At 67.1% G+C, this 19,578-nt stretch carries 21 protein-coding genes; 14 read left to right on the forward strand and 7 right to left on the reverse strand.

Features of this window, described 5'->3' with window-relative positions; all coding sequences use genetic code 11:
• The first annotated feature begins 176 nt into the window (after positions 1-176).
• The 4 genes from OHA42_RS36395 (at position 177) to OHA42_RS36410 (ending at position 3,768) form a co-directional block, all read left to right on the forward strand.
• Positions 177-1,115, forward strand: coding sequence for an ABC transporter substrate-binding protein (locus OHA42_RS36395; RefSeq protein WP_406239848.1), 939 nt, complete (start codon positions 177-179; stop codon positions 1,113-1,115).
• 67 nt (positions 1,116-1,182) lie between these two features.
• On the forward strand, positions 1,183-2,334 hold the full coding sequence (locus OHA42_RS36400) for an ABC transporter ATP-binding protein (protein ID WP_406232748.1): 1,152 nt from the start codon (positions 1,183-1,185) through the stop codon (positions 2,332-2,334).
• A gap of 52 nt (positions 2,335-2,386) precedes the next feature.
• On the forward strand, positions 2,387-3,055 hold the full coding sequence (locus OHA42_RS36405) for an ABC transporter permease (protein WP_406232749.1): 669 nt from the start codon (positions 2,387-2,389) through the stop codon (positions 3,053-3,055).
• Positions 3,052-3,768 carry an ABC transporter permease gene (locus tag OHA42_RS36410; RefSeq protein ID WP_406232750.1) on the forward strand — a complete coding sequence of 239 codons (717 nt, stop codon included), beginning with the start codon at positions 3,052-3,054 and terminating at the stop codon, positions 3,766-3,768. Before OHA42_RS36405 ends, OHA42_RS36410 begins: the two co-directional genes overlap by 4 nt.
• A gap of 81 nt (positions 3,769-3,849) precedes the next feature.
• Here OHA42_RS36410 and OHA42_RS36415 read toward each other — a convergent pair whose 3' ends face one another.
• The 4 genes from OHA42_RS36415 to OHA42_RS36430 all read right to left on the reverse strand — a co-directional run bounded on the left by OHA42_RS36415 (position 3,850) and on the right by OHA42_RS36430 (position 8,417).
• Complete coding sequence (locus OHA42_RS36415; RefSeq protein ID WP_406232752.1) at positions 3,850-5,046, reverse strand: NADP-dependent malic enzyme; 1,197 nt, start codon at positions 5,044-5,046, stop codon at positions 3,850-3,852.
• Positions 5,047-5,484: 438 nt separating this feature from the next.
• Positions 5,485-7,248: an FAD-dependent oxidoreductase gene (locus tag OHA42_RS36420; protein ID WP_406232754.1), complete on the reverse strand. Its 1,764-nt coding sequence runs from the start codon at positions 7,246-7,248 to the stop codon at positions 5,485-5,487.
• Between the two features lie 51 nt (positions 7,249-7,299).
• Positions 7,300-7,557 (reverse strand): hypothetical protein, encoded by a 258-nt coding sequence (locus tag OHA42_RS36425; protein WP_406232756.1) that lies wholly within the window; start codon positions 7,555-7,557, stop codon positions 7,300-7,302.
• A gap of 5 nt (positions 7,558-7,562) precedes the next feature.
• Positions 7,563-8,417 (reverse strand): PHP domain-containing protein, encoded by an 855-nt coding sequence (locus OHA42_RS36430; protein WP_406232757.1) that lies wholly within the window; start codon positions 8,415-8,417, stop codon positions 7,563-7,565.
• 57 nt (positions 8,418-8,474) lie between these two features.
• Between OHA42_RS36430 and OHA42_RS36435 the strand changes: the two genes are divergently transcribed.
• Positions 8,475-9,551 (forward strand): magnesium and cobalt transport protein CorA, encoded by a 1,077-nt coding sequence (locus OHA42_RS36435; RefSeq protein ID WP_406232758.1) that lies wholly within the window; start codon positions 8,475-8,477, stop codon positions 9,549-9,551.
• Between the two features lie 6 nt (positions 9,552-9,557).
• Here the strand turns inward: OHA42_RS36435 and OHA42_RS36440 are convergent, their stop codons facing one another.
• The 3 genes from OHA42_RS36440 to OHA42_RS36450 are packed head-to-tail and all read right to left on the reverse strand — an operon-like array spanning position 9,558 to position 11,622.
• Positions 9,558-10,139, reverse strand: a complete 582-nt coding sequence (locus OHA42_RS36440; protein ID WP_406232759.1) for a suppressor of fused domain protein — start codon at positions 10,137-10,139, stop codon at positions 9,558-9,560.
• A gap of 4 nt (positions 10,140-10,143) precedes the next feature.
• Entirely contained in the window at positions 10,144-10,635 is a 492-nt protein-coding gene (locus tag OHA42_RS36445) for a general stress protein (protein ID WP_328405643.1), read from the reverse strand.
• Between the two features lie 57 nt (positions 10,636-10,692).
• Positions 10,693-11,622: a CoA ester lyase gene (locus OHA42_RS36450; protein ID WP_328405645.1), complete on the reverse strand. Its 930-nt coding sequence runs from the start codon at positions 11,620-11,622 to the stop codon at positions 10,693-10,695.
• Positions 11,623-11,685: 63 nt separating this feature from the next.
• On the opposite strand from OHA42_RS36450, the gene OHA42_RS36455 reads away from it, so the two are divergent.
• The 9 genes from OHA42_RS36455 to OHA42_RS36495 all read left to right on the forward strand — a co-directional run bounded on the left by OHA42_RS36455 (position 11,686) and on the right by OHA42_RS36495 (position 19,574).
• A complete protein-coding gene (locus tag OHA42_RS36455) occupies positions 11,686-12,972 on the forward strand; it encodes a magnesium transporter MgtE N-terminal domain-containing protein (protein WP_406232762.1) in 1,287 nt (428 codons plus the stop codon).
• Positions 12,965-13,582 (forward strand): DUF1003 domain-containing protein, encoded by a 618-nt coding sequence (locus tag OHA42_RS36460; RefSeq protein WP_406232764.1) that lies wholly within the window; start codon positions 12,965-12,967, stop codon positions 13,580-13,582. The genes OHA42_RS36455 and OHA42_RS36460 overlap by 8 nt, the downstream gene beginning before the upstream one ends.
• Positions 13,583-13,875: 293 nt before the next feature.
• Entirely contained in the window at positions 13,876-15,243 is a 1,368-nt protein-coding gene (locus OHA42_RS36465) for a lytic murein transglycosylase (RefSeq protein WP_406232765.1), read from the forward strand.
• A 115-nt stretch (positions 15,244-15,358) separates the two neighbouring features.
• Positions 15,359-16,231 (forward strand): lytic transglycosylase domain-containing protein, encoded by an 873-nt coding sequence (locus tag OHA42_RS36470; RefSeq protein WP_406232767.1) that lies wholly within the window; start codon positions 15,359-15,361, stop codon positions 16,229-16,231.
• 20 nt (positions 16,232-16,251) lie between these two features.
• The gene (locus OHA42_RS36475; protein ID WP_406232768.1) at positions 16,252-17,388 is read left to right on the forward strand and encodes an Mrp/NBP35 family ATP-binding protein; all 1,137 of its coding nucleotides are present in this window, start codon (positions 16,252-16,254) and stop codon (positions 17,386-17,388) included.
• A 119-nt stretch (positions 17,389-17,507) separates the two neighbouring features.
• The gene (locus tag OHA42_RS36480) at positions 17,508-17,828 is read left to right on the forward strand and encodes a DivIVA domain-containing protein (RefSeq protein ID WP_406232770.1); all 321 of its coding nucleotides are present in this window, start codon (positions 17,508-17,510) and stop codon (positions 17,826-17,828) included.
• A 29-nt stretch (positions 17,829-17,857) separates the two neighbouring features.
• Positions 17,858-18,466: a DNA-3-methyladenine glycosylase I gene (locus OHA42_RS36485; protein ID WP_406239850.1), complete on the forward strand. Its 609-nt coding sequence runs from the start codon at positions 17,858-17,860 to the stop codon at positions 18,464-18,466.
• A 102-nt stretch (positions 18,467-18,568) separates the two neighbouring features.
• The gene (locus OHA42_RS36490) at positions 18,569-18,736 is read left to right on the forward strand and encodes a DUF3117 domain-containing protein (RefSeq protein WP_011211259.1); all 168 of its coding nucleotides are present in this window, start codon (positions 18,569-18,571) and stop codon (positions 18,734-18,736) included.
• A complete protein-coding gene (locus OHA42_RS36495; protein ID WP_406232772.1) occupies positions 18,723-19,574 on the forward strand; it encodes a putative RNA methyltransferase in 852 nt (283 codons plus the stop codon). Before OHA42_RS36490 ends, OHA42_RS36495 begins: the two co-directional genes overlap by 14 nt.
• Positions 19,575-19,578: the final 4 nt, after the last annotated feature.

A 19,578-nucleotide genomic window follows, 5' to 3' on the forward strand; every position in this document is an offset into this window, starting at 1 on the left:
ACCAACTCTCCGTAGCCAACAGGAACACCACGAACCGGGCAGTATGAACAACAACCAGAATGTACCGGTGGCCGTTGAGGCACGGCCCGTCGCACCGCTCGCCCTTGCCGGAAGGACCCCCAGTGAAAACCACGATCTCCCCCGATGCCGCGCGGCACGGGCGGTCGGCGCTGCGCATGATGCTGCGCGCGACCCGGTTCCTCGTCGCCGCCGCAGCGCTGGCCGCCGCCATGATCCTGTCCGCATGTGGCAATTCCGACCCGCTCGCGGCAACGGGCAGCTGCGAGGGTGACGGGCTAACCGTCGGCTCCGCCAACTTCCCCGAGTCCGAGACTGTCGCCAATGTATACGCGGAAGTGCTGCGGGCCAACGGATTCAAGGTGGACACCCGGCTCAATATCGGCAGCCGCGAGGCCTACATCCCGGCGCTGCGCCAGTGCGCCATCTCGGTGATCCCGGAGTACAACGGCAACCTGCTGCAATACCTGGACAAGGGCGCGACCGCGACCAGTTCCGCCGACATCGACACCGCACTCAGCAAGGCGCTCGGCTCCGATCTGGCCATCGGCACCCCGGCGCCCGGTCAGGATTCCGACGCCGTCGTCGTCACCAAGGCGACCGCCGAGCGTTGGAACCTGCGCACCATCGCCGATCTGGCCGCGCATTCGGCCGAGGTGAAGTTCGGTGCGCCCGCCGAGTTCCAGGAGCGCGCCGGCGGACTGCCCGGATTGAAGAAGAACTACAACCTCGACATCGCCGCGAACAATTTCGTGCCGATCGCCGACGGCGGCGGGCCCGCCACGGTGCGCGCGCTGGTCGACGGCCAGGTGACAGCGGCCAATGTTTTCACCACCTCGCCCGCGATCGCGCAGAACAACCTTGTGGTGCTGGAGGATCCGAAGCACAACTTCCCGGCCCAGAACGTGGTCCCGCTGTTCAATGCGGCCAAGAAATCGGACAAGTCGCTCGCCGCGCTCAACGCCGTTTCTGCGAAGTTGACCACCGACGAACTGATCAAACTCAACGAAGCGGTCTCCGGTAGCAGCAAGACCGAGCCCAAGGCCGCCGCCGCGGCATGGGTCGCCGCGCAGGGACTGAATAAGCCGACCGGATAAGCGGTGGCCGCGCCTGTGCTCGTCCGTGTGCGGGGCAGGCCCCGCCGCGCCGAACACAGGAGCACGCGTGTCCGATATCGAATTCAGCGGTATCAGCAAGACCTATCCGGACGGCACCCATGCCGTCACCAATCTCGACCTGCGCATCGAATCGGGATCGTTCACCGTGTTCGTCGGTCCATCCGGCTGCGGTAAGACGACTTCGATGCGGATGATCAACCGGATGATCCGCCCGACCGGCGGCACGATCACCATTGCCGGGCAAGATATTTCGACAGTCGATCCGGTCGAGCTCCGGCTCGGTATCGGGTACGTCATCCAGAGCGGCGGGCTGCTGCCGCACCGGACCGTTGTCGACAATGTCGCGACGGTGCCGGTGCTGCGTGGCGATTCGCGCCGCGCCGCGCGTGCGGCGGCGCTCGACGTGCTGGACCGGGTGGGTCTGGACCGCTCGCTGGCCGGGCGGTATCCGGCCCAGCTCTCCGGTGGGCAACAGCAGCGCGTCGGGGTGGCGCGGGCGTTGGCCGCCGACCCGCCGGTGCTGCTGATGGACGAGCCGTTCAGTGCCGTCGACCCGGTGGTGCGTGCCGAACTGCAGGTCGAAATGCAAAGGCTGCAGGCCGAATTGCACAAGACCATCGTGTTCGTCACCCACGACATCGACGAGGCGATCACCCTCGGCGATCGGGTCGCGGTCTTCGGTCGCGGCGGCGTGCTGCAGCAATACGATCCGCCGCAACACGTCCTCGCCCAGCCCGCCACCGACTTCGTCGCCGACTTCGTCGGCCGTGATCGCGGCTATCGCGGCCTGTCCTTCCGCACCGCGAACAACGTTCCGCTGCACGAGATCCGGACCACGACCGCCGATGAGGCGGCGAAACTGCGGCTGGAACGCGGCGACTGGGTGCTGGTGATCGACACGGACAAGCGGCCGGTCGGCTGGGTCGATGTGACAGGGGTCGAGGCGGTGCGCGCCGGACGGGAACTGCACAACAGCATGTCGGCGGGGGGCTCGCTGTTCACGCCGTCGGGCGACCTGCGCCAAGCGCTCGACGCGGCCATCTCCTCACCGGCTGGAGTCGGTGTCGCCGTGGATGATTCGGGGGCGGTCCGCGGCGGGGTGCTCGCCACCGAGGTGCTCGAGCAACTGGCAGGCCAACGGGCCGCCGAAGACGCCGAACGCAACCGGCACTACTTCGAACAAGAAGCCGCGCAATGAGTACCGCACCGAACGTCGCGTCGGTCTCGCCCCGCCGGCGGGAGGCGGTCTCGTGAAGTACTTGATCGACAACTTCTCGGAGATCATGGGGTTCACCAAGACTCACCTGTACTTGGCGCTGGTACCGCTGGCGCTGGGTTTGGTGATCGCGATTCCGGTGGGGGCGTTGGTTCGTCGGGTGTCCTGGCTGCGGCGTGTCACTGTGACGGTGTCGAGCCTGGCCTACACGGTGCCATCGTTGGCATTGTTCGTGATCATCCCGCCGCTGGCCGGGATTTCCACCATCGATCCGATGAATGTGATCATCGCACTCACGGTGTATTCGACTGCGCTGCTGGTGATTGCGGTGCCGACGGCACTGGATTCGGTGCCGGCCAACGTGATCGATGCCGCGGATGCCGTCGGATTCGGTCCGTTGCGACGGACCTTGACCGTCGATATGCCCCTTGCCGTACCGGTTTTCATATCCAGTCTCCGGGTGGTGGTCGTCTCCAATATCGCCATGGTTTCGGTCGGCGCCCTGATCGGTGTCGGCGGCCTCGGCAAGCTGTTCACCCAGGGCTACCAGCGCGACTATCCGGACGAGATCATCGCGGGCATCATCGTGACCCTCGCGCTGGCCTTGATCTTCGACCGGCTGGTGTACGCGCTCGGCCGCTGGTCGACGCCATGGGCGCGCGCCGACGCCAGGGCCTCGAAAGCGAAAGGCGCTGCCGCATGAACCTTTTCCTCGACGCCTGGCACTACCTCACCAACGGCGCGAACTGGAGCGGGCCGACCGGCATTCAGCACCGTATCGCCGAACACCTGTGGTACAGCTTCCTCGCGGTCGCCGCGTCGGCAGTCGTCGCCGTGCCGCTCGGTCTGATCATCGGCCACACCAAGCGCGGTGCGGCCGTGCTCGTCGGCTTCGCCAACGCCATGCGCGCCCTGCCGACCCTCGGCCTGCTCACCTTCCTGGTGCTGCTGATGGGCCTCGGCCTTGTCCCACCGCTGCTGGCCCTCGTCACCGTCGGCATCCCGCCGCTGCTCGCCGGCGCCTACGCCGGAATCGCCAATGTGCCTAAGGATGTGGTCGACGCCTCCCGCGCCATGGGGATGACCGAAACCCAGATCCTGTTCCGGGTGGAAGTCCCCAACGCACTGCCGATCCTGCTCACCGGTCTGCGCGGCGCGACCCTCCAGGTGGTGGCCACAGCGACCATCGCCGCCTACGTCAACCTCGGCGGCCTCGGTCGCTACATTTTCGACGGCATCGGTCTCTACCGCTACGACCGCGTTCTCGTCGGAGCCCTGCTAGTGGCTGTGCTCGCCATGTTCCTCGACGGCCTGCTCGCCTTCACGGTTTGGGCCAGCGCGCCGGGAACCGGCCGCCTGCGCCGCTCGAATCAGGTCACCGTGACACCGGCGGGCATCCTGCAGACCGCGGACTGAGTTTCTTTCCCCGAACACATACGAAGGCGCCCCGCTCGAGATGAGCGGGGCGCCTTCGTATCTGTCTCGGCTACACCTGGATCAGGCGACACCCTCGGCGCGCGCGGCGGCGGCGACGGCTTCGGCCACTGCCGGTGCCACACGCGGGTCGAGCGGGCTCGGGACGATCTTCTCCGGACCCAGTTCGTCGGCGACCACGCTGAGGATGGCGTCCGCGGCGGCGATCTTCATGCCCTCGGTGATGCGGCGCGCACCCGCGTCGAGAGCGCCCTTGAAGACACCGGGGAAGGCGAGCACGTTGTTGATCTGGTTCGGGAAATCGCTGCGGCCGGTGGCCACGATCGAGGCGTACTTGCGAGCCACCTCGGGGTGGATCTCCGGATCCGGGTTGGACATGGCGAACACGATCGACTCCGGCGCCATCGAAGCGATGAGCTCCTCGGCGATCAGTCCGGCCGACAGGCCGAGGAACACGTCGGCGCCAGCCAGCGCCTCAGCGGCGCCACCGGTCAGCCCGCGCGGGTTGGTGCGCTGGGCCAGTTCGGCCTTCACGTCGTTGAGGTCGCTGCGGTCCCGGCTCACGATGCCCTTGGAGTCGAGCACGATCACGTCCTGCACACCCGCGGCGAGCAGGATGTTCGTGCACGCGACACCCGCGGCGCCGGCGCCCGACACCACGACCTTCAGACCCGCGATGCTGCGACCCTGCACCTTGGCCGCGCCGTTGAGGGCGGCGAGCACCACGATGGCGGTGCCGTGCTGGTCGTCGTGCATGACCGGGCAGTCGAGCGCCTCGATCAGCCGCTTCTCGATCTCGAAGCAGCGCGGGGCGGAGATGTCTTCCAGGTTCACCGCACCGAAGCTCGGGCGCAGCCGGATGATCGTCTCGACGATCTCGTCGGAATCCTTGGTGTCCAGCACGATCGGGATCGAGTCGAGCCCGGCGAACTTCTTGAACAGCGCCGCCTTGCCCTCCATCACCGGCAGCGAGGCGCGCGGGCCGATGTCACCGAGACCGAGCACCGCGGTGCCGTCGCTGACCACGACCACTAGCCGGTCGGTCCAGGTGTAGCGCTTGGCCAGCGCCTCATCGTTTGCGATGGCGCGGCTGACCTGAGCCACGCCGGGGGTATAGGCGATCGAAAGGTCGCGCTGAGTCTCCAGCGGCGCGGCGAGTTCGACCGAGAGCTTACCGCCGAGGTGACCCGCGAAGATCTCTTCGTGAGTGATCTCAGAAAGGCTGGCAGTGGCATTCGGTGCGTCAGTCACAGGTGACACGATTTCACTCCTGCTCGGGTCGGGCACAACCGGGAAACGGTTACCGCCGGGTATTTAGGTAATAGGTGACTCATACCGCTCATCGAGTGCGCTGACCGGTCCGTATCGCGGCGACTTACACAGAAGCAAGGGATGCCGATATCTCGATCACGTGGCGCGGCACTGATCCGCAGAGCGGGAGCCGGACGGGTAGGTCCGGACGGAACATGCGGAGAGATCTTCGGGTCGCGACGGTGCGTTGCGAGGCGTAGACCTCCATTATTCCCGAACCCGGCGGTGGCATAGGCGGGGAATCCGACACATTCTGCCAGCCGGGTCGACGACTTGCCAAACCGGTGTGTCGGAATCCGGTCGAGCGCCATATGGCCAGGATAGGTCGGCGGAATTACCCCGGCGTAAGGGGAAACTCGCACGTCCCCATGCCGCGGCGGTGAGCTGTCACAAGGGCAGCGGGTCACCTGCGGTGAGGTCGGGGTCGGCCACCACCGACGGTGGCACGACCGGGGTCGCCGCCCGCGTGCCGGGTACCGCTGCGCGCACGCCTGCCGTCACCTCCCTGACGATCGATGCTTCGTCCGGTGTGACGGTCTGCTCCCGCCGCGCGGGCGTCGCCGGCACGGTCGGAGTCGATTCGTCGGACGCCGACCGACGGGCGTCCGCGCGCACCCACACCGTGTCGAGGCCGCCCGAGGTCAATCGCACGCGCCAATCCGCGGCGACGTCCGGGTGGTCGGTGCGCCGATGCATGCCCCGGCTCTCGGTACGCGCCAGCGCGCTGTACTTGGTCCACCTCGCCACCGCGAGCAGTGCTGCTGCCTGTCTGGCCCGCAGTCGATCCACACCGGCGCCGCCGAGGCCGAATTCCGCGCCGGGCCACATGCCGTCGAGTTCGCCGATGCTGTCGTGCAGGCTGCCCGCGCTACGCCAGTAGCTGCGCCGCAGCGGCAGCGTATGTTCCTGCACCAGTCCGACGACCGCGCGCGGGTCGATCCGCGCCTCCGGGTTGAGCCCGGCCCCTGGCACCCCGCGTGCCCGGCCCACCCGGCCCCTGGCACGCGCAAAGCAGGCAGCGCCCGCGCCTGCCCATACACCCGAGGCGATGGCCCACGCGCCGCCCTGGCCACCGAATCCGCTCACCGCACCGGTGATCGGCTCCCGCGTTGTCACGTCACCGGCGCCGTACAGTCCGGCCACCGTGGTCGCGCAGTCGGCGCCGGCGATGCGGAGGCCGCCGGTCCCCCGCACGGTGCCTTCGAGCACCGCGCGCAACGGGACCCGCTTGGTGTTGTCCACCACACCTTGCTGCGACAGCCTGCACCGCACGACGTAGGGCACGTCTTCGAGTGCGGCGTACACGCGGCGGCCGTCGGCGATCGCCGCGAAGGCCGCAGCGCGATGACCGGTGATGGCCGCGCCGGATTCGTCGTAGAGCGTGGCGAAGTGCAGCGCGAAGCCGGAGGTGAACGCCGAGTTCAGCACCGGCTCCAGCCCGTAGGCGCTGGAGAACTCCATGCCGGACAGTTGCGCGCCCACCTCGGCGGCCAACAACAGTCCGTCGCCGGTGTCGACGTCGGTGCCCGCGCCGCCGGACAGGAAGGCGCAGCCGCCGGTGGCCACCACCACCGCACCCGCACGGACCGTCCAACTGCGAAACCTATTGTGCTGCTGGACGCCGATGGCTCCGGATACCACACCGTCGCGATCGACGAGCAGTTGCAGCGCGGGATGGTGGTCGAGAATGCGGACCCCGGCGTCGAGCAGGCTGCGGCGCATCCGGCGCAGGTAGCTCGCGCCGTCCAGGCACACTCGCAGCGAGGTTCGTCTTTCCGCCGGCGCGCCGCCGCGCGGCTCGCCGGGTGTCAGTCCACGGTCACCGGCATTGCGGCCCTCGCCGGGAAACCGATACCCCCATTGCACCAGCTGCTCGACACGCAGATGGGTCTCCTCGAGCACCCGATGCATCCAGTCCGGGTCGCCGAGGTAACCACCATGCGCGTAGGCGTGCCGCACCGCCTCGTCCCTCGCTGGTCCCGGCGGGATATTCCACAGCGAGGTCGTCCCGAAGGCGGTAGGACCGCTGGTGCCGCAGCGTCCCTTGTCGACGAGCACGACGCGGGCTCCCGTGGCGGCGGCCGAGACGGCGGCCCAGGCACCGGCGGGGCCACCGCCCAGAACCAGTACGTCCGTCTCTATTTCACCCACAAAGAGAAATGTTCGACCACAATTCACCCGGCCGCAACCATTCCCGGAAATTCAGCTCCACCACTGTGACCACAGCAATAGTCCGGCAGCCAGAAAAACAACCATCGATCCGGAAAAAGCGGCGAAACCCCGATGCCTGTCCGAAAAAATCTGTGCCGCAATGGCAGTCACGGACGCGGTCAGATGCCAGGTCACCGATACACCGCCGGGACCGGGAAACTCCCGCCTGGCAGCAATGATCGCAGTGCCGATGACAACGAGCGTGAGCACAAACGTCCCGGCGGCCACCACACCGCTCAGCCCGCGCACCAGTCTCACGAGGCGATCACCGACACTCCCGTGGCTTTGCCCGCAAGTTCCTCGAATTGTGCTGGGTCGGTGGTGAATTCACCGAGCCGGATGGTTTTGTTCGCGCCGTGGTAGTCCGACGAGCCGGTAGTGAGCAGACCGAGTTCGGCGGCCAGCCCACCGAGCAGCGCGCGGTCGGCCGCGGAATGGTCGGGATGGTCGATCTCGAGCCCGCCGAGACCGAGCGTGGCAAGTTCTCGAATATCGTCCAGCGCCAATAGCCGTCCGCGCTTGCGCGCCCTCGTATGCGCGAGCACGCTCACGCCACCGGCGGTGGCAATCATTTCGACCGCGCGACGCAACGGCGTGTCGGCCTTCTCCGCGTAATACGGCCCGTGTGGCGCCAGCAATTCGATGAAGGCCGCGTCGACGCTCGCCACCACACCCGCCTCGACCAGCGCCCGTGCCAGATGCGGCCGTCCGGCCGACGGTCCGGCCGAGGCCAGCACCGCATCGGGATCGATGGGTAGGCCGTCGGCCCGCATGCGCTCGGCCATCGCGCGCAGCCGATCGACGCGTTCGGCACGCAACCGCTCCCGCTCGTCGGCGAAACACCGATCGGTCGGGTCGAAGAGGTACGCGAGCAGATGCACAGGAACGGGCCAGCCGTCCTCACCCAGACCGACGCACGACATCTCCATGCCGCGCACCAGCGTCATGCCCTTCGGCAACGCGTCCACCGCTTCGGACCACCCCGCGGTGGTGTCGTGGTCGGTGATCGCGACGACGTCCAGGCCTGCGGCAGCGGCGTTCCGAACAAGTTCGGCAGGGCTGTCGGTACCGTCGGACGCGGTCGAGTGGGTATGCAGGTCGATGCGCACGCCTTCCAGTCTTACAGTGCGCTCGTCGCGGCCCCGCACGCGACGTAGCATCGACCGGTGCCATCCATTCCGCCGCTGCCGTCCTTCCGCGGCCAGGGTCGAGCGCATCCACCGCTGCCCCGTATTCCCGTTCCCACCGCACGTGCGGTGGTCGACTGCGCGATCTACCTCAACGGCAAGCGACTGCCCGGCCGGTTCAGCCATGCCGATGCGATGGCCGAGGTCCGCAATCGCGGCAACGGGTTCGTGTGGGTCGGGCTGCACGAACCCGACGAACACCAGATGGCCGATATCGCCACCACCTTCGACCTGCACCCACTCGCCGTCGAGGACGCGGTCAAAGCACATCAACGACCGAAATTGGAACGCTACGACGACACCCTCTTCCTCGTGCTGCGCACCGTCAGCTACGTCGAGCACGAAATGCACAGCATCAGTGAGATCGTCGAAACCGGCGACATCATGGTCTTCACCGGACCCAATTTCGCGGTGACCGTGCGGCACGGCGAGCACACCGGACTCGCCGGCGTCCGAAAGGAGCTGGAGAACCACCCCGAACAGCTCATGTTCGGTCCGAGTTCGGTGCTGCACGCGGTCGCCGACCATGTGGTGGATTCCTACATCGAGGTGGCCCTTTCGGTCGAGAACGATATCGAGGAGATGGAGGAGGCGGTCTTCACTCCGCGCAATGCCATCACCATCGAATCGATCTACCAGCTCAAGCGCGAGGTCGTCGAACTGCGGCGCGCGGTCAATCCGCTGCAGATCCCGCTCCAGTTACTCGGCCACAAGCCGGATCTGCCGCTGCCCAAGGAGATTCGACGTTATCTGCGCGATGTGGCCGACCACCACACCACCGTCTCCGAACGCATCACCGACTTCGACGAGTCCTTGAGCGAACTGGTCAGCGCCGCCCTCGCCAAGATCGGCGTGCAGCAGAACACGGATATGCGCAAGATTTCGGCCTGGGTTGCCATCGCGGCGGTACCGACGATGGTCGCAGGCATCTATGGCATGAACTTCACCCATATGCCCGCGCTGGAAGCGACCTGGGGCTTCTGGGTGGTGCTCCTGGTCACCCTCGGTATCTGCGCCGGTCTGTACGTCACCTTCCACCGCAACAACTGGCTCTGACCAGAGCTACAGCGAGGCAGCGCCTCTCGCGGGATCGTGCACATCGATTCCGGCTTCGGCCCACGCGTCGCGCAACGCTTGCGCACCACGCACCCGCACCCACGCCGCCTCGGTCGCGGTCACCGGAACGACCGTCAGATACCTGACCGGCTCGGCGGGCTCGGGCAACACCACCGCGGGAATGTCGCTCTCACCCAACAGAACCGCGGTGAACGGCGCATCCCGCCACATCGGCTCACCCAGGTCCAGCAGCGCATCCGCCTGCAGCACAACACCTTCCACGACGGGCGTCGCGGCGAGCACACCGAGCGTCTTGGCCAGGCCCGCACTCGTCCCCGACCCGGCTCGCAAGACGAGCACCAGCTCGGCCCGCGGCCCGCGCACCGGATCCGCGAGCAGGTCGCTCGGATCACCCATCGGATGGCGCGATCCGCCCAACGTCACATAATGCACCAGATCATCGCCGGGAATCCGCAGTATTTCGATGGGCTCCAAGCCGAGGAACGTCACCGACGCGGAATCCACACCCGCGGTGTCCACACCGAAATGGTCCAGCACCTCGGTGCGGACCTTATCCACTACCTCCATGCGATCAGATCGCCAGCCGCGCCAGCATGTCGCGCGCCTGCTCGGCCGACTTGGGGTCGCACAGCACGTCGTAGCGGCCGGCCACCAACTGCATGGTGGAGGCGAAATCGCGCTGGCCCCTGGTCGCCGCGTACGGGATCGAGGTCGAGATGACACCGAAGATGATGCCGCCGACCAGACCGACGATCAGCGGGCCGAGCGCGCCGCTGGTGGTGAACAGGCTCAGCAGCAGACCGAGGAACAGGCCGAGCCACGCACCGGACACGACGCCGCCACCGATGACCTTGCCCCAGGTCAGTCGGTATAGGACCCGCTCGACCTGCATGAGATCGACGCCGACGATGGTCACGTCCTGTACCGGGAACTGCCCGTCGGCCAGAAAATCGACCGCCTTCTGCGCCTCGGCATAGGTCGGGTACGAGCCCACCGGCCAGCCGGTCGGCGGCGTCGGCAGACCCTGCCGGGCGCGATTCGCGTTCCCCATGGGATTCGTCATACCTCTATTGTGCTATTTCGACTGATCGTTCGGTGGTGTGAAACGCCCCGCTGCCCGTCATTGAGACGAACGCTGCATTCCCGCGGCCCGGCCCTTGTCGGCGATCACCTGCGCCATTTTCGCGCTCGCCTCATCGATCATCTCGTCACCGAGCATGACCGCCCCACGCGCTCCGCCCGCCGCGGAGGTATGGAAGGCGTAGGCGTCCAAAATCTGCTCGGCGCGGTCGTAATCGGTCTGACGCGGGCTGAAAATCTCGTTGGCGGCGTCGATTTGGCCGGGATGCAGCACCCATTTGCCGTCGAAGCCGAGCGCCGCGGTGCGTGCCGCTGCCCTTCGGAACCCATCGACGTCGCGGATCTGCAGGTACGGGCCATCGATCGCCTGCAGACCGTGCGCGCGGGCCGCGAGCAGGATGGTCATCAGGATGTGGTGGTAGGCGTCACCGGTGTCGTAACCCTCGGGCTGTTCGCCGACCACCAGGGTGCGCATGTTGATGCTCGCCATGAAATCGGCGGGGCCGAAGACCAGCGTCTGCACCCGCTCGCTCGCGGTGGCGATCTCGTCGATATTGCGCAGCCCCAACGCATTTTCGATCTGCGGTTCGATGCCGATGCGGCCGACCTCGAGTCCGCTGGCCTTCTCCAGCTGGGTGAGCAGCAGATCGAGGGCCCTGACCTGACCGGCGTCGGTGACCTTCGGCAGCAGGATCGCATCCAGCGCCGCGCCTGCCCCCTCGACGACGGTGATGACGTCGGCGTAGGTCCATTCGGTGGTCCAGTCGTTGACTCGCACCACCCGCAGCTGCGCACCCCAGCCCGGTTCGTTCAGCGCCGCCACGATATTCGCGCGGGCGGCGGCCTTGGCCACCGGCGCGACCGCGTCCTCGAGATCGAGAAACACCTCGTCCACGGGCAGGCCCTTGGCCTTCTCGATCATTTTCGGGTTGCTGCCCGGACAGGCAAGCACCGAACGGCGCGGCTTCATGATCACTCCCGTCGATCGTGGCGTGGCGGGTACACCCGCCCGCGAACATCTAGCCTGGCAGCCATGGCAGCAACCAGGGTGTACGTCGCCAGGCTGGCCGGCCTGGTGGTGCTCGGCCCGGACGGCGAGTCTATCGGCCGCATCCGCGACGTCGTCGTGGCCATCCGGTACGACGGCCAACAGCCGCGCATCCATGGCCTGGTCGTCGAATTGCCGACCCGGCGGCGGATTTTCGTGCCGATGCTGCGGGTCACCGCGATCGAGCCCGGTGTGGTGACGCTCAATACCGGCACGGTCAGCCTGCGCCGATTCGCGCCGCGGCCCGGCGAACTGCTCGCGATCGCCCAAATCGTGGATTCCACGGTGCGCGTGCACGATCCTGGTCTGCCCGACCTCGCCGAGGTCGACGTCTTCGTCGCCGATCTCGGGATCGAGCAGACCAGGACCCGGGACTGGGTGGTGACCAGGGTCGCGGTGCGCGGGCACCGGCGCATCGGCCGCCGCCGCACCGTGCACGTGGTGGATTGGACACAGGTCAGCGGCCTGACCCCCTACGAGGTCGGCAGGCCGGGCCAGGACGTCACCCAATTGCTCGCCCAGTTCGAGGGCATGCGACCCGCCGACGTCGCACACCTGCTTCGGGAACTTCCGGAGAAGCGGCGCATCGAGGTCGCCGAGGCGCTCGACGACGAACGGCTCGCCGACGTCGTGCAGGAAATGCCCGACGACGACCAGGTCGAACTGCTCGGACACCTGGAGGTACGCAGGGCCGCCGACGTGCTGGAGGCCATGGACCCCGACGACGCCGCCGACCTGCTCGGCGAGCTGTCCACCGGGGAGCGCGAATCGCTGCTCGCGCTGATGGATCCGGAGGAGTCCGAGCCGGTACGTAGGTTGCTGGAACACTCCCCCGACACCGCTGGCGGTCTGATGACACCGAAGCCGATCATCCTGACCCCGGCGACCACGGTCGCCGAAGCGCTTGCCCGGGTCCGCAATCCGGACCTGACGCCCGCACTCGCCTCGATGGTGTTCGTGGTCCGCCCGCCGACGGCCACCCCGACCGGCCGCTACCTGGGTTGCGTGCACATTCAGCAACTGCTGCGCGAACCGCCCGCGCATCTGGTCGGCGGCATCCTGGACACCGACCTCGCCCCACTGCGGCCCGATGTCCCGCTCGGTGCGGTAACGCGCTATTTCGCCACCTACAACCTGGTCTGCGGGCCGGTGGTGGACGCCCAGAATCATCTGCTCGGCGCGGTGAGCGTCGACGATGTCCTCGATCACCTGCTGCCGGAAGACTGGCGCGACCAGGAAGAATCGCACGTGGGAGTACCCGGACATGAGTGACAAATCCACGAGCGGCCGGGCCGGCCCGAGTTCAGCGCGCCAACGCCTCGAAACGCCGGTCGAATCCAGGTTCCGCATCGATTGGGACGCCGAGGCATTGGCGCGCAGCAGCGAGCGGGTCGCCCGATTCCTCGGCACCGGACGATACCTGGCAATGCAGACCATCCTCGTGATCGTCTGGATTGCGTTGAACGTGTTCGTGATCGCGCTGCGCTGGGACCCGTATCCGTTCATCCTGCTCAATCTGGCGTTCTCCACCCAGGCCGCCTACGCGGCGCCGCTGATCCTGCTTGCCCAGAACCGGCAGGACAACCGCGACCGAGTGTCGTTGGAGGAGGACCGAACTCGCGCCGCACAGACCAAAGCGGACACCGAATTCCTCGCCCGCGAACTCGCGGCATTGCGCATCGCGGTCGGTGAAGTGGCCACCCGCGATTATCTGCGTCGGGAGTTGGACGAAATGCGTGAAGTGCTCGATCGCATCGAAGCCGCTGCGGGGTCTTCGGATCGAGTCACGCAGGCTGAAAAACCCGCAAAGGCGAATCGCAAGAAGAGCTCCGGCCGAAAGCCGACGCAGGGCCCGGAATGGCCGCCACTAGCTCATGATTGACCGGAAATGCTCAACAACTCACCTGACTGGTGGGTAACCTGGAGCACGTTGTCCCGAGCGGACGGGCAGGGGATGCGCGAGTCGGGCCTTCGCCCGAACCGCGCCCCACCGGACAGGCATGCTCTCACGACGTAGAGGATTGGTGTGGCCGAATGCGAATATCTGCTCCGATAACCGTGTCGGCCCTCGTGGTCGCGGGTCTTGTCTCTGCTGGATCGGCAACACACACCACCCAATCGACCACGCCACCCAAAGCGCCGGAGGCTTTGCTCGCGGCGTCCAGAGGTCCTGCGGTGGGCAGCAGCGCGGCGGGCGCCGATGCGCCATTGTCCAGGACAGTCGGTCTGCTTCCGGTCACTCCGGATGCACCACGCAAACTTCGAGCAATGACTCCGTCCGCCGATGGATTGCCGATGTTCGCGGGCTCCGTTCCGCTGCACGATATCGCGCTGCCCAGGACGGGCGGCGCTCTCGGAATTCCGGAAGTGGTGCTCGCGGCCTACCGCAATGCCGAACTGGCCCTGGAATCCTCGATGCCCGGGTGCGGTCTGTCCTGGAGCCTGCTCGCAGGCATCGGCCGGATCGAATCGGCGCACGCGAGCAGTGGGCGCACCGACGCCGCGGGCACTACTGTCACCCCCATTTTCGGGCCCGCACTCGACGGGACTCTGCCCGGCAACGAGGTGGTCAGGGCCGCCGACGGCAGCGCGGTGCGCGCCATCGGCCCGATGCAGTTCCTACCCGGCACCTGGAGGCTGTACGCCGCCGACGGCAATGGTGACGGAGTCGCCGACCCGCACAACGTTTTCGACGCCGCACTCGCCGCGGGCAAATATCTCTGCTCCGGCGGCTTGAACCTGCACGACCCGGCGCAGGAACTGCGCTCGGTGCTGCGCTACAACAACTCGATGGCCTACGCGGCCAATGTGCTGAGCTGGTCGGCGGCCTACCGCACCGGTGGCACACCGAGCCAGGTGAGCATCTCCCCCGGTTTGATTCCGCCGGGCACCGCGCCGATCCAGGCGGGACCGGACATGCTGGCCGTCAATTCGGTCGCGCCGTCCACGGCTGCCGAGCACCCGCCGACCGCGTCGACCACCGTCACCCCGGCGGCGCCGACCCAGGTGATGATCACCATCCCGGGGCTGCCGCCGATCCCGTGCGGCATCTTCTGCCCGGCACCGCCCAAGCCCGTGAATCCGTGCGACCCGCCGGTGGTCACGGCGCCGATCCCGATGCCGTTCCAGATACCGATCCCGATGTCGATCCAGATACCGATCCCGATTCCGATCCCCGGTCAACCGGTGCCTGCCCCGGTCGCGCCGGGACAGACCTACGGCACGGCGGGCGAACCGAACGCTGCGGGCGAACCGGTCGACCCCGAGCACCCGACGCCGCCACAACTGCCCGCCTCGTGCACGCAGCCGGGCGCCGCTCCGAACGAACAGGCGCCTGCGCAATCCGCTCCGAACGAGCAGGCGCCTGCGCAATCGCCTGTCGAAACACAGCAGGTCCAGCCGACCGAGGAGCCGGGGGTCGCCAGCACACCGGAGTCGGGCCCTGCTGAACCCGCCCCGGCCGCCGCTGCCCCGACGACAACTCCACAGCCGGGCATCACGTTGCCGTTCGGCATCGTGATCCCGCTGCCGTCACAGGGCTGAGACCAAACACCAGAGCAGGTCACGAAGTAGTAACAAAAAGATCTCGAATGCGGTACCCTCAACTTCGTCCATCACGAAGGGCTCGTCATCGAGTCAATTGGAGGGTCACCGCACAGTGGGGCGTCACCGAAAACCACCAACTGCCAACGTAAGACGTAGCTCTGTTATCGCATTGACAGGATTGGTTCCCGCTGGGCTCGTGGCAGTGGCTGCCGCGTCCAATGTGGGCCTTGCAGATGAGACCGCGGCGTCGGTCTTGGAACACCTGTCGGGGAACGAACAAGACGACCACGTTCCCAGATCCGTGGCCGTCGCCGAACCACCAGCGACGGCCGACTTCGTCGCTCACACCATGGCCAGGCAGGCGCATGCCACGCCTCCCGTCGTGAAAACCGTTGCGCTGCCGGATGGTAGACAACCCGCCGCCATGCCCCCGGGTCCGCTGGGCGTCCCCGGCGTCGCTATCGCCGCGTATCAATCCGCCGAACACACCCTCGCCGCCGAGAATCCCGCCTGCGGGATGCCCTGGTACCTGCTTGCCGGAATCGGCCGCGTCGAATCCACCCATGCCTTCGGCGGCAAGGCCGATGCGGACGGCAACCCGTTGACACCCGTCTACGGACCGGTGCTCGACGGCAGCCTGTCGGGCAACAATGTCATCCACGATTCCGACGGCGGCACTCTGGACGGCCTGGCCGGCTACGACCGCGCCATCGGGCCGATGCAATTTCTGCCGGAGACGTGGAAGCATTACGCCGCCGACGGCAACGGTGACGGCATCGCCGACCCGCAGAACCTCTTCGACGCGGCGCTGACCACAGGAAAGTACCTCTGCGACGGCGGATTGAACATGCACGATCTCGCTCAGCAGTCCCGGGCGATCCTGCGCTACAACAACTCGATGGCCTACGTCGCCAACGTCATGGCGTGGGCGACTTCCTACAGCAGCGGCGTCGCACCACAGCCCGGACAGCTGCCGCGGATCTGACGCAACGTAAAATTACTGCCATGTCAGTGGTAACGGAAGCGGATGTGCGGGGAGCCCTCGCGAAGGTCGACGACCCGGAGATCCGCAAGCCGATCACCGAACTCGGCATGGTGAAGAGCATTGCGATCGGCGCGGACAGCAATGTCCACATCGAGATCTTCTTGACGACCGCGGGTTGCCCGCTGCGCACCGAGATCACGCAGCGGGTCACCAAGGCGGTGGCCGACGTCGCCGGCGTCGGCGCCATCACGGTCGAGCTCGATGTGATGAACGACGAGCAGCGCACCAACCTGCGCAAGCAGCTGCGCGGCGACTCGGCCGATCCGGTGATCCCGTTCGCCCAGCCCGGCTCGCTCACCCGCGTGTATGCGGTCGCCTCCGGCAAGGGCGGCGTCGGAAAGTCCAGTGTCACGGTCAATCTCGCGGCCGCCATGGCCGCGCGCGGCCTCTCGGTCGGCGTGCTGGACGCGGACATCTACGGCCACTCCATCCCGCGCATGCTCGGCACCGACGCCCGCCCGACCCAGGTCGAGCGAATGATCATGCCGCCGCAGGCCCACGGCGTGAAGATGATCTCGATCGCACAATTCACCCAGGGCAACACGCCTGTGGTGTGGCGCGGCCCGATGTTGCACCGCGCGCTGCAACAGTTCCTCGCCGACGTGTTCTGGGGCGATCTGGACGTGCTGCTGCTCGACCTGCCGCCCGGCACCGGCGATATCGCCATCTCCATCGCCCAGCTCATTCCCGGCGCCGAGATCTTGGTCGTCACCACCCCGCAGATCGCCGCCGCGGAGGTCGCCGAGCGCGCTGGCGCCATCGCACTGCAGACCCGGCAGCGCATCGCGGGCGTCATCGAAAACATGTCCTGGCTCGACCTGCCCGACGGCAGCCGGATGGAGCTCTACGGCTCCGGCGGCGGCCAGGTCGTTTCCGATCGGCTCACCCGCGCCGTCGGCGCCGATGTCCCACTGCTCGGTCAGATCCCGATCGAACAGGCGGTGCGGGAAGCGGGCGACGAAGGCATCCCCATCGTGCTCAGCGCCCCGGAGAGCGCGGCAGGCAAGGCGCTGCTCGACGTCGCCGACAAGCTCGCCGTCCGCCGCCGCGGCCTTGCGGGCATGTCTCTCGGCATCGACACCACCCGGCACCTGTAGTTCCTGCCACGAACCCGAGCAACGATCAGCTCGGACTCACGGTCTTCCGCGATCTCGACGGCTGATTTCCGCGGGACGAGATGTGACCGCTGTCGGGGGGTGCCAATAAGCTCGGTGGCATGCTCACGCTGCTGTTGTATGTGCTGATCGTCGGCTTGGTCGCCGCGGTGCTATTTCTTGTCGCCAGTGCGGTGTTCGGACGGTCGGAGGAGCTCGGACCGTTGCCGGAGGGGACGACGGCGACCGTGCTTCCGGTGGAGGGGATCTCCGGAGCGGATGTGCGGGCGTTGCGCTTTCAGCAGGTGGTGCGCGGCTACAAGGCTGGTGAGGTGGACTGGGCGTTGACCAGGCTGGCCGCCAGGATCGATGAGTTGCAGATGCAGCTTGCGGAGGCGCGCAGCCTCCCGCGGCAGGTTTCGGTCACACCGGAGTCGAAGTGAGTGCCGGTGGCGATACGGCAGGCGACGGCATGATCCGCTGCCCATGGTCGGAGGCCTCCCAGCTCTACCGTGACTACCACGATCACGAATGGGGCAGGCCGCTGCACGGCGCGGACGCGATGTTCGAACGGGTCTGCCTCGAAGCGTTTCAATCGGGGCTCTCGTGGATCACCATCCTGCGCAAACGGCCTGCCTTCCGGACCGCATTCGCCGGGTTCGAGATCAGTAAGGTCGCCGCGTTCGGCGACGACGATGTGGCGCGGTTGCTCGCCGACCCCGGCATCGTGCGCAACCGGTCCAAGATCGTCGCCGCCATCGCCAACGCGCGCGTGGCCCTCGACCTCGATATCGGTCTCGACGAGTTGATCTGGTCGTTCGCACCGCCGCCGCGCCCGCGCCCGCGGCAGGTCGCCGATGTGCCCGCGATCACCACCGAATCTGTAGCTCTGGCAAAAGAATTGAAGCGACGCGGGTTCCGTTTCGTCGGCCCGACAACCGCCTACGCACTGATGCAGGCGACCGGAATGGTCGACGATCACCTGGCCGATTGCTGGGTCGATGGTGACCTGTCCAACACAGGCCGAGCGGTCACATTTCGAACTCAGGTATCCGTCCACAAGAGCGATAGGGAAGAATAGGACGGGTGTAGCTCGCCAAATGCCGGCGAGCTCACTGGTTGGTGACAACTGGAGTTCCAAGAAAGTGCGCAGCATACCGCGCAGATCTGGAGGGAGCAGAGGATGGCGGCCATGAAGCCCCGCACCGGGGACGGTCCCCTCGAGGCAACCAAGGAAGGGCGTGGAATCGTCATGCGGGTTCCACTCGAGGGTGGCGGGCGTTTGGTCGTAGAGCTCACGCCGGATGAGGCAGCAGCGCTTGGTGACGAATTGAAGAGTGTCACCAGCTAGTCGCTCGGCGCTTGCTGATGTGGCCGGTCTATTGGCCTGCCCCGAATGCGGTCTCGGATTCGAGCCGCAGGATCGAGTGCTGCGCTGCGGAGTCGGGCACAGCTTCGACATAGCCCGGCAGGGTTACGTCAGTCTGTTGACCGGCGCGTCGACCAAGATGACCGGTGATACCTCGGCAATGCTCGACGCGCGTGCCGCATTTCAAGGTAAGGGACATTTCGCGCCGATCGCCGTTGCGGTCGCCGCGGCGATCGGTTCGACGTCCGGCACAGTGCTGGAGGTCGGCGCAGGCACCGGCTATTACCTTGCCGGTGTGCTCGACGGCGCGCCGGACGCCCGCGGGGTCGCGCTGGACGTGGCCAAGCCCGCGGCTCGGCGCAACGCTCGTGCGCATCCGCGCGCCGCATCGGTGCTTGCCGACGCCTGGCGCGGACTGCCGATCCGGGACGGCGCGCTGAGCCGGGTGCTCTCGGTATTCGCGCCACGCAATCCCGGTGAGGTCGCCCGAGTGCTCGCCGTGGACGGCAGTTTTGTTGTCGCCACCCCCACCGAACGCCATCTGGCCGAGTTGATCGAGCCACTCGGCATGCTGACGGTGGACCCGGACAAGGATCGTAGGCTCGGCGCGGCCATGTCCGGCCATTTCGATGCGATCGACCGCACGCTCGTCGAGTACTCGATGAAACTCGATCGGGCCGACGTGGCCAATGTGGTCGCGATGGGCCCGTCCGGTCACCATGCCGACCACGCCGACGACCCGCGCATCGCTGCCATGCCCGAGACCGTTGAGGTCACCGCGTCCGTTCTAGTGTCCAGCTACCGCAAACCGCTTGGCTAGCCGT

The organism is Nocardia sp. NBC_01009 (assembly GCF_045208035.1).
Classification (GTDB): domain Bacteria; phylum Actinomycetota; class Actinomycetes; order Mycobacteriales; family Mycobacteriaceae; genus Nocardia.